Raw genomic sequence first — 8,853 nt, forward strand, 5'->3', positions numbered from 1 at the left:
CCGGGCCGGCCGGACGCCGGGCGGGGACTCGGGGGAGCCCGCGCCCGGGCCCGCCACGGGTCCGCACCGACCTCACCGGCCGGTGCGGGCGCGGCCCGGCGCCGCGGACGGGCCTGAGCCCGTCCGGTAAGTGGAGGGCGGCGTCGCGGGCCGATGGCTCTCGCCCGGACGGCTTCTCTTCGGTCACCAGGGCTCCGCCATGGCTCCTTCGTCGGCATCGCCTGGACCCGGCCCTCGACCCGCTCCTTCCCCCACCCTCCATTTACCGGACGGGCTCAACCGCTGACGTGCGCCGCGATCGTACGGGCGCAGGACACCGGGTCGGTGCGGCTGGAGTCGATCTCCAGGTCGTAGGAGACCCCGCTGTGGACCAGCGCCGCCTGTCGCGCCGCCATGCCCGGGACACGATCGCCCCGTGTGGCCTCCCGGGCGGCGGCCACCGCCGGGTCGCAGCGCACCCCCACCCACAGCACGCCGAGCCCGGCCATCGCGTCGCGCCAGCGGGTCTGGGAGGCGGCGCCGCCGAGGAAGACCTCGTCGATGATCAGGTGCGCGCCCGCGCGGGCGGTCGCGGCCATGCCCAGCGCCCAGGCGTCGTCGAGCCGGCGGAACTCCGCGCCCGGTACCACCTCGCCGTCGGGCCCGAACGCGATGCCGTCGCCCGAGCTCGGGCCCGCGTCCGATTTCGGGCCGGGGTCCGCGTCCTCGCCGCGCATGCGGGCCGGCAGCGCCTCGACCAGAGTGTCGGTGCCGAACGTCAGCCACGGCGGGCCGGGCAACACGTTCTGCAGAGCGAGGGCGATACTGCTCTTCCCCGAGCTGGAGCCGCCGTTGAGAATGATCACCTGGGTGGACATCCCGCCACCGTAGGCAGGACGGAAGGGGACGGCCAGTGGATTCCGGCAATGTGGGCGGTACGGGCAACGGGCGGGGCGACGGCTCGGGCGCGCTGCGCGTCATGACCTGGAACCTGTGGTGGCGGTTCGGCGCGTGGCAGGACCGGCGCGAGGCGATCCTGCGCACTCTCGAAGCCGAACGGCCCGACGTCCTGGGCCTTCAGGAGGTGTGGGCGAGCAGTGACCCCGACGGGGCGGGCGGTGAGAACATGGCCGAGTGGCTCGCCGAACGCCTCGGCATGCACTGGGCCTGGTCGCGCGCCCGGGTGCAGGGCCGCTGGCACGCCCGCAACGGCGGCGACACCACGGTGGACGTCGGCGTGGCCGTGCTGAGCCGGCACCCGATCCTGGCGACGGCCGAGCGTCCGCTGCCCACGCTGCCCGGCCACCGCGACGACGGCAAGACCGCGCTGCACGCCCTTCTCGACGTCCCCGGCGGGCCGTTGCCCTTCTTCACCACCCACCTCAACTCCGGTGCCGCCGAGTCCGCGGTGCGCTGCGCGCAGGTCCGCGAGCTGGCCGCGTTCGTCGCCGAGCACGCCCACGGGCCCTACCCGCCGGTCGTCACCGGCGACTTCAACGCCGAGCCCGACTTCGACGAGGTGCGGCTGATCTGCGGCTACAAGACCGCGCCCGCGGTCACCGGGCTCGTCCTGCTCGACGCCTGGCGGTTCGCCGATCCCGCGCTGCCGCAGGGCACTTGGGACATCAGCACCGAGTACGCGGTGAACTTCGGCGCGCGCCCGAGCTGCATCGACTACATCCTCGTCGGCCTGCCGGGGCCGGACAACCGTGGCTGGGTCCGCACCGCCCGCCGGGCCGGCGACCGCCGGGTCGCCGGGGTGTGGCCCTCCGACCACGCCGCCGTCGTCGCCGAAATCGCCCTGCCGGAGCCGTCGTTGAAGCTGAACGGGGCCTGAGCGGGGCGGGAGCTGGGCCTGAGCTGGGCCTGAGTCGGCCCCGGCGCCCGGCCCCGGCGGCCGGGTCAGGGCCAGTCGGCGGCGAACGCGCGGGCCGGATTCGTCACGAGAACGCCTCGGCGGTGAGCGCGACGAGGTTCGCGACGAGCCGGTCCCGCAGGGCGAGGCCGTCGCGCTGATAGGTGCCGCCGAACAGCGCGGTGACGATCCAGTCGGCGAACCCCGGTGCCAGGGTGTCCAGTTGGGACAGGGTGCCCTCGATGGTGCGCGGTCCGGCGAGTTCGCCGAGCAGCTGGTAGCCCGCCTCGCGGTCGATCGTGGCCTGCTCTACCACTGCCGCCCCGTTTCGATGGTGTCCAGTTCGGGCCGCGACAGGTGCAGCACCTGGAAGCGTTCGGCCCCGGGCTCCTGCGGCGCGGAGTCCCGCCACAGGGTGAAGCGCAGCAACTCCCAGTGGCGCGGGTCGACCAGCAGCGCGGCGGAGTGTGCCCCGGGCTGTGCCGCCACCTCCCGCAACTCCTTCACCTCGCGCTCGAACACCTCCGCGAACGGTTCGTCCGCGCCCAGCGGCCGGGCCGACCGCGTGGCGGCCGACGGCGGTTCCGCCACGGCCGGGCCGCGCTCGAAGCCGAGTCCGGTCCAGTGCTCGACCGTCGGGCGGCCGAAGTCGTCCACCAGGGAACGGAATCCGGGTCCCCACAGGAAGCTGTTCATGCCCTGCGCGGTGTTCCACAGGTAGAAGGGCGCGTACTCGTTCACCGGCGAACCGTCGGTGCCGCGCTCCCGGATCAGATATGCCTTCTGCCCCAACCCCGGGAAGGCGTCGAGCAGATGGCCCCGGGTCGCCACCCGCTGTCTGATGATGCCCATGTCGTAGTCGGCGGGCAGGGCGATGCGGTAGTTCATGCCATGCACGGGTGGATGCTCCCTCGGTCCGGTACGAGGCGGCGCGCACGTGCGTGCAGACGTCCGTACGCGTCCTCGTGTTGTGGTGCCCGCCTGTCTCGCACGGGCCAAGTGCCGTGGCGGGCACGACGATTCGCCGCCCGGTCGGCGTAACGCGCGGGTGGGTGTGGGTTTCGTACGGTCGCGGGCCGGTGCCGCGCGGCCGGTGCCGGCTGCCGGGATCAGCGACCGGGATCAGCGGCCGGGTCGGGAACCCGGTCCGGGAACCCGGACCCGGCAGCCGCAAGGATGCCCGGGTCAGACGGCCGGGTCGGCCGCCGCGGCCCTGAGCAGGCCGAGCGCGCCGCGCACCGCCTGGTCGAACGGCTCGCGGTCGCCGGCCGCGCGGGCCAGTACGTAACCGCCCTGGACGACCGCGGCGAGCGCCGCGGCCGTGTCGCCCGCGTCGATCTCCGGGCGCAGCTCGCCGGCCGCGATCCCGCCGGCGACTATCCCGGCGAGCCGTCCGCGCAGCCACGCGAACGTGTCGCGGACCGGTTCGCGCAGCTCGTCGCTGGCGATCACCTCGGGGTCCATCGCCATCCGGCCGACCCGGCAGCCGCGCAGCGGCTCCCGCTCGCGCATCAGATACCCGCCGACCCTCGCCAGCGCCGTGTCGCCCTCGGTGAGCTGCGCGTCGGCCTGCGCCCGCAACTCCGCCGCGCTGCGCCGCATCGCGGTGGCCGCGAGGTCGGGCTTGCCCTTGAAGTGGTGGTACATGCTGCCCTGCCCGGCGCCGGCCCGCTCCTGGATGGCCTTCGGGCTGGTGCCGACGTAGCCGCGCTCCCAGAGCAGTTCCTGCGCGCTTTCGACGAGGCGTTTCGCGGTGTCCATGACGTCATCGTACGTACTAGTAGGTACAGAACCAAGCCCGAAGAGCGGCGGCGGGCCGATCCCGCCGCCGACCGGACCGGGAAACGGACCGGGAAACGGTCAGGCGAAGTACACGTCGGCCCCGGCGACCACCGTGCCGAAGCGGGGGAAGTTCAGCGCCACCGCGGCTTCGTGCTCCGCCGCGGTCAGCCCGGACATCGCGTCATGCGCGAACACCAGCCGGTAGCCGAGGTCGGCGGCGGCCCGCGCGGTGGACTCCACGCCGACGTTCGTGGCGATCCCGGCCAGTACCAGGGCGTCGATGCCGCGCTCCCGCAGGCGCTCGTCCAGCTCGGTGCCCTGGAACGCCCCGACCGTGCGCTTGACCAGCAACGCGTCCGCGACGGCGGCGACCTCCGGCACCAGGTCGCTGCCGGGTGGCTGCTCGACCGCCCCGGACCGCCGCGCCCGTACCGCCACCACCGGCGCGCCCGCCGCACGGAAGACCGCCGCCAGCTTCACCGCCGCGGCGACCACCTGCGGCCCCGGGTGCGGGGCCAGCGGCAGCGCGACGATCCGGTCCATCAGGTCGACGAGCACGAGTGCGGTACGGGCGGGGTCGAGACCGGGCGCGAGCGGGGACTCGCGGGTATCGCCGGCCGCGCGGTAGTCGTGATCATGTGCGGTCATGATCGGGACCCTACCCGCCGCACCCGCCTCGCGCGTATGGATCGAACGTGCTTGTGTGGTAGGGCAGTTGACGCGCCTGCGGATCGGCTGCCCGCGCCCCGCGGGCTCATGCGCAGGATCGGCGGCCATCGGCCGTCATAGCGCATCTGGACGCCGCGGCGTGCGGCTTCCGCCTTCTTCTGCCAGGTGGGTCCAACACCGATAGGCTGGAAGCGGACGTCGATGTGGGAGGAGTCAGGACGTGGCTGAGAGCACCATCGGACAGCCGTTGGCCAACGGGAAGAAGCCGCAGGTGGATCTGACCGGGGCCGAGTGGCTGTCCAGCAGCCAAGGCACCGGGGATGTACAGATCGCTTTCGTGGAGGGGTACATCGCGATGCGGGACGGTCGCAACCCCGAAGGGCCCGCGCTGATCTTCACGCCTGCGGAATGGCGTGCCTTCGTGCTGGGCGCCCGCGACGGCGAGTTCGATCTGACCTGACCCTCCGGGGGATGGGTTCCGCCGGTCGAAGGGACCGCCTGCCGGTGGTGGGCTGGTCGCGCACCCGCGCCCGTGGATTCGTGCGGCTCTTGCGAGCCGCCCCAGGGCGCGGGTGAACGGTGTACCGGCTACGGCCAGTTGCCCAACGGCGGCAACGGGTCGCCGTGCAGGGGCTCTTCGGGGTGCCGTCCGGCCAGCCATGCGGCGAGGTCGGTGAGGCGGCCCTCGACGGACAAGGGCGACCCGGAGCCGTGCGACCAGCGGAACTCGGTATCCGTGGCGGTCAGCGTCACCCGGTACCCGTCCGGCACGCGCGGCGCGAGGAAGCCGGTGAGGTGGGTGCACAGGGGTACCGACCACGCGTGGGTGCGGTAGCCGAGGTCCGCGTCGGCCGTGTGGATCTCCAACTCCCGCCACCAGGCGAGCCCGGCGTCGCGCAGGGTGCCGTCGCGGTAGTGGACCGGCCGGTCCCAGTCGTCCGGCCCGACCACGGACCAGGACGCCTCGACCTCGTCCAGCGCGTCGGCGAGCGCGGGCGCGAGTTGCTGCACCGGGCGCCGGTACCCGGCCTCGATGGCGGCGTCACGGGTGGCGCGGCCCCCGTCGTAGACCTCGATGGTCTTGCCGCGCAGCGCGTAGCGGGCCTGCCGGGCCAGCGCGAGGCCGACCCCTTCGATGTGGGTGAGCACATGGCCGCGGCTCCAGCCGGGCAGCAGGCTCGGCCCGCGCAGTGCCTCGTCGGTGAGGCTCGGCAGGAGGGCGCGCAGCCGCAACTGCCCCTCGGCGAGCGCCGCCTGGAGATCGGCGGGTGCGGTTCCGGTCACGGCCACAGCAGCCCCCGCTCCCAACCGGCGTCCGTACGGCGGTAGTCGACGCGGGTGTGCCGGCGTTCCTTGTCGCCCTGCCAGAACTCCACCTGCTCGGCGTGCAAGGTGTAGAGGGTCCAGCCGGGTGCGACCAGCCCGGGCTGCTCCGCGATTCGCTCGGCGGCGGCGCGTACGTCGGCGTCGCGGACGGCGAGGTCGGGCAGCGGGGTGCTCTGCCGGCCGAGCAGGGCCTCGGCCCGGGCGCCGGGGGAGCGGGCGAGGAAGTCGGCGGCGGACTGCTCGGGGTTGCCGGGGCGCACGGTTCCGCGCACCCGCACCTGGCGGGCGAGCGGGGACCAGTAGAAGGTGAGCGCGGCGGCGGAGTTGCCGGCCAGCTCGCGGCCCTTGCGGCTGCCGGCGTCGGCGGCGAACTGCCAGCCGTCGGTCGTGACGTTCTTGCAGATCAGCACCCGTGCCGACGGGTTGCCGTCGAGTCCGGTGCTGGACACGGTCATCGCGTGTGGCTCCCGCACCCCTTCACGGATGGCGGTCAGCAGCCACTCGGTGAACAACTCATGTGGGTCGGCCGGAAGTTGCGAGACGTCGAAGTCCGGCAACTCCCCCTCGAACACCTCGATCTCGCGCAGTACCTCGCGCAGGTCGGACACGAATACCCCCTCTGCGTTAATGGTGTAGGGAGACGATACCATTAGCCCATGTCGGTTGATCATCTCGCCCTCGCCCTCGCGGTCACCGTCCGCCACGACGGACACGACGGAGTCGCGGACGACCTCGCCGAACCCGAGGGCCTGACCGCCTGGGTACGGCAGCACGAGCGGGCGCTGGCGGAGTACGGCTTCGCGTCGGCGGACGAGGACGGCGGGCCGGGCGCCACCGCCGACCGTCGCGCCGGGCGGGCCGCCCCTGCCGCTACCGCCACGCCTGTCGCCGCTGCCGACCCCGCCATGCTCGCCGCCACCGTCGGCGTGCGGACCGCGCTGCGGGCGCTGTTCGCGCGGGCGGTGCTGCCCGGCGCGCCCAGCAAGGCCGACGCCGGGCGGCTGCCGGACGCGGCGGCGGCCATGGAGCTGCTGAACGCGGCCGCGGCGCGGGTGCCGGTCACCCATCGGCTCGCCTGGCCTCCCGACGGCCCGCCCGCCGCGGGCTACGCGGTGGCCGGCCGGCACACCCCGGCCGAGCTGCTCGCCGCCGCGCTCGCCCGGGCCGGGATGGCCTTCCTCACCGGCCCGGACCGCTCCCGGCTACGGGCCTGCCCGGCGCCGCGCTGCGTGCGCTACTTCGTCCAGGCGCACGCCCGCCAGGAGTGGTGCAAGCCCTCCTGCGGCAACCGCGCCCGTGTCGCCCGCCACCACGCCCGCCAACGTGCCCAAAGCTCGGACACCCCGAACTGACCTTTCTGCGCAGGCCGGTTGAGCCGGCCGACCCGGGCCCGGCCGCGTAGGCGATCCGCCCACCGGGCCGCGCCAGCCGCGCCAGCCGCGCCAGCCGCCGGGCCGAGTCGAGCCGGTCCGGACGGCGAGTGCGACCAGGTCCGCGCGCTCGCCTTCGCCGGCCCCGGGGTTGGCCCTCCTGTAGGGGGAGGGCCGACACTGGCCTCATGAGCGCGGCGATGACGGTGGGCGACTTCTCCCGGGTGACGCATCTGAGCGTCAAGACGCTGCGGCACTACCACGAGGTGGGCCTGTTGGAGCCGGCCGAGGTGGACCCGGGCAACGGCTACCGCTACTACCAGCCGGACCAGATCCCCACCGCGCAGGTCATCCGGCGGCTGCGGGACCTGGGTATGCCGGTGGCCGAGGTCAGGGCGGTGCTGACGGCCGATGGCTCGGGGGCGCGCAACGCGGTGATAGCCGCGCACCTGGACCGGCTGGAGGCCGAGCTCGCCACGACCCGCTCGGCGGTGGCCTCGTTGCGCAACCTCCTGGAGCGCCCCACGACGGCGGCGCCCGTCGAGCACCGGACGGTTGCCGCCACCCCGGCGATCGGCATCCACGCGATCGTGGACCGCCAGGACATCGCCGTGTGGTGGCAAGGCGCCTTGCGCGAACTGCACGAGGCCGCACGCGTTCAGGGCCTGCGCCGGACGGGGCCGAGCGGCGGTCTGTACGCCGGCGAGCTGTTCCAGCAGGACCGGGGCCGGGCCACCGTGTTCATCCCCGTCGAGGGCCCCGTGTGCGCGGTCGGACGCGTGGCGGCGTTCGAGGTGCCCGCGGCGGAACTGGCGGTCGGCACCCACCGCGGCGCGCTCGCCGATATCGATCTGACCTACGCCGAACTGGGCGGTTGCACGATGCGGCACGAGATCGGCGTCAAAGGCCCGGTGCGCGAGTACTACCTGCGCGACTTCTTCGACACCCCGGACCCGGCCGGGTGGGTCACCGAGGTCTGCTGGCCGGTCTTCCGCGCCGACACCGACGTCTGACAGTGATGATGTTCGTGGTGACGTTGCCGGTGGGTCCGACCAAGTGCGGGCGAACCCGCCCGCACCCTGATGTCCGGCCCCCGCAGATCAGATGGGCAGAGCAGAGCCGAGGGCCTGGACGGCCGCATAGGAGTCCATGTAGTCGCGCCAGTGGGTCACTTCGCGGTTCCGGATCGTGATCACGGAGACGAAGTGGTTCTCGTACGGGCGCCCGGTGAGCGTCAAATGGCCCTGGACGGTGTACTCGAGGACGACGGTCGAGGTCTCGCGGTCGCGGTGGACCGCCAGGTCGCCGGAGCGATCCAGGATGATGGCATCCCCGTATCCGCGGTACAGCGCAGCGAGTTTCTCCCGTCCCTCCACCCTTGCCGGGTACCCCGGAACGGTGACCACGAACTCGGTGACGACGTCTTCGGCGAGGATGTCGAAGAAGCGCTTTCCGTCGACCAGGCCGTTCAGTCCTTCCATGACGATCTGAAAGAACGGCTCCAGGGCCTCGAATTCATCGTCATGTACGGATGTCATCTTGTTCTCCAGTCTGCCGTGAATTCATGTGTGCGGCCCCGCGCCTCGACGAGTTCGGGCGCTCTCGTGACTACTGACACGAACGTAGGCCCTCCCCTCACGGGAGGGTCCACGGCATTCCGTCGATGACGACTCGATACGCGGCCGAATACCCCGCACGGCCCGCGCCCTTTGCCCGGCCCGCTTCAGTTGCGTGCGGTAACGGGGCAGGGCCATTGCGTGTTCGGGATCGGTCTGGTTCGCCGGTCTCGCGTATGACGTGACGTCATGTCCGGGTGTAGGTCGGGAAGTTCCCCGGGAAACAGAGCAGGCACGGAGCCGGTGATCATGTGGT

General features: G+C 73.1%; 12 protein-coding genes. 4 read left to right on the forward strand and 8 right to left on the reverse strand.

Annotated elements, in window-relative coordinates; all coding sequences use genetic code 11:
• Window positions 1-275 precede the first annotated feature (275 nt).
• Complete coding sequence (locus tag AC13HU_RS24290; RefSeq protein ID WP_483044062.1) at window positions 276-857, reverse strand: chloramphenicol phosphotransferase CPT family protein; 582 nt, start codon at window positions 855-857, stop codon at window positions 276-278.
• Between the two features lie 101 nt (window positions 858-958).
• On the opposite strand from AC13HU_RS24290, the gene AC13HU_RS24295 reads away from it, so the two are divergent.
• Window positions 959-1,816, forward strand: coding sequence for an endonuclease/exonuclease/phosphatase family protein (locus AC13HU_RS24295; protein ID WP_483044072.1), 858 nt, complete (start codon window positions 959-961; stop codon window positions 1,814-1,816).
• A gap of 103 nt (window positions 1,817-1,919) precedes the next feature.
• Here AC13HU_RS24295 and AC13HU_RS24300 read toward each other — a convergent pair whose 3' ends face one another.
• The 4 genes from AC13HU_RS24300 to AC13HU_RS24315 form a co-directional block, all read right to left on the reverse strand.
• Window positions 1,920-2,150, reverse strand: a complete 231-nt coding sequence (locus tag AC13HU_RS24300) for a carboxymuconolactone decarboxylase family protein (RefSeq protein WP_483044063.1) — start codon at window positions 2,148-2,150, stop codon at window positions 1,920-1,922.
• On the reverse strand, window positions 2,144-2,731 hold the full coding sequence (locus AC13HU_RS24305) for a DUF4865 family protein (protein ID WP_483044064.1): 588 nt from the start codon (window positions 2,729-2,731) through the stop codon (window positions 2,144-2,146). The genes AC13HU_RS24300 and AC13HU_RS24305 overlap by 7 nt, the downstream gene beginning before the upstream one ends.
• A gap of 288 nt (window positions 2,732-3,019) precedes the next feature.
• Window positions 3,020-3,595: a TetR/AcrR family transcriptional regulator gene (locus AC13HU_RS24310; RefSeq protein ID WP_483044065.1), complete on the reverse strand. Its 576-nt coding sequence runs from the start codon at window positions 3,593-3,595 to the stop codon at window positions 3,020-3,022.
• A 99-nt stretch (window positions 3,596-3,694) separates the two neighbouring features.
• A complete protein-coding gene (locus tag AC13HU_RS24315) occupies window positions 3,695-4,264 on the reverse strand; it encodes an isochorismatase family protein (protein ID WP_483044066.1) in 570 nt (189 codons plus the stop codon).
• 241 nt (window positions 4,265-4,505) lie between these two features.
• Between AC13HU_RS24315 and AC13HU_RS24320 the strand changes: the two genes are divergently transcribed.
• Window positions 4,506-4,745: a DUF397 domain-containing protein gene (locus AC13HU_RS24320; RefSeq protein WP_103889877.1), complete on the forward strand. Its 240-nt coding sequence runs from the start codon at window positions 4,506-4,508 to the stop codon at window positions 4,743-4,745.
• Window positions 4,746-4,873: 128 nt separating this feature from the next.
• Here the strand turns inward: AC13HU_RS24320 and AC13HU_RS24325 are convergent, their stop codons facing one another.
• On the reverse strand, window positions 4,874-5,569 hold the full coding sequence (locus tag AC13HU_RS24325) for a maleylpyruvate isomerase family mycothiol-dependent enzyme (protein ID WP_483044067.1): 696 nt from the start codon (window positions 5,567-5,569) through the stop codon (window positions 4,874-4,876).
• Window positions 5,566-6,219 (reverse strand): pyridoxine/pyridoxamine 5'-phosphate oxidase, encoded by a 654-nt coding sequence (locus tag AC13HU_RS24330; RefSeq protein ID WP_483044068.1) that lies wholly within the window; start codon window positions 6,217-6,219, stop codon window positions 5,566-5,568. Before AC13HU_RS24330 ends, AC13HU_RS24325 begins: the two co-directional genes overlap by 4 nt.
• A gap of 48 nt (window positions 6,220-6,267) precedes the next feature.
• Here AC13HU_RS24330 and AC13HU_RS24335 point away from each other — a divergent pair, with 48 nt between their 5' ends.
• Window positions 6,268-6,963 carry a CGNR zinc finger domain-containing protein gene (locus tag AC13HU_RS24335; RefSeq protein ID WP_483044069.1) on the forward strand — a complete coding sequence of 232 codons (696 nt, stop codon included), beginning with the start codon at window positions 6,268-6,270 and terminating at the stop codon, window positions 6,961-6,963.
• Between the two features lie 206 nt (window positions 6,964-7,169).
• A complete protein-coding gene (locus AC13HU_RS24340; RefSeq protein WP_483044070.1) occupies window positions 7,170-7,994 on the forward strand; it encodes a MerR family transcriptional regulator in 825 nt (274 codons plus the stop codon).
• Between the two features lie 87 nt (window positions 7,995-8,081).
• Here AC13HU_RS24340 and AC13HU_RS24345 read toward each other — a convergent pair whose 3' ends face one another.
• Window positions 8,082-8,519, reverse strand: a complete 438-nt coding sequence (locus tag AC13HU_RS24345; RefSeq protein WP_483044071.1) for a nuclear transport factor 2 family protein — start codon at window positions 8,517-8,519, stop codon at window positions 8,082-8,084.
• Between the last annotated feature and the right edge of the window lie 334 nt (window positions 8,520-8,853).

This window comes from Streptomyces sp. NH27 (genome assembly GCF_056859195.1).

Excerpts from the sequence above, each read along its gene's own strand:
- AC13HU_RS24290 (WP_483044062.1), bottom strand. The coding sequence starts at position 857 with ATGTCCACCCAGGTGATCATTCTCAACGGCGGCTCCAGCTCGGGGAAG.
- AC13HU_RS24295 (WP_483044072.1), top strand. The coding sequence starts at position 959 with ATGACCTGGAACCTGTGGTGGCGGTTCGGCGCGTGGCAGGACCGGCGC.
- AC13HU_RS24310 (WP_483044065.1), bottom strand. The coding sequence starts at position 3,595 with ATGGACACCGCGAAACGCCTCGTCGAAAGCGCGCAGGAACTGCTCTGG.
- AC13HU_RS24315 (WP_483044066.1), bottom strand. The coding sequence starts at position 4,264 with ATGACCGCACATGATCACGACTACCGCGCGGCCGGCGATACCCGCGAG.
- AC13HU_RS24335 (WP_483044069.1), top strand. The coding sequence starts at position 6,268 with ATGTCGGTTGATCATCTCGCCCTCGCCCTCGCGGTCACCGTCCGCCAC.
- AC13HU_RS24340 (WP_483044070.1), top strand. The coding sequence starts at position 7,170 with ATGAGCGCGGCGATGACGGTGGGCGACTTCTCCCGGGTGACGCATCTG.
- AC13HU_RS24345 (WP_483044071.1), bottom strand. The coding sequence starts at position 8,519 with ATGACATCCGTACATGACGATGAATTCGAGGCCCTGGAGCCGTTCTTT.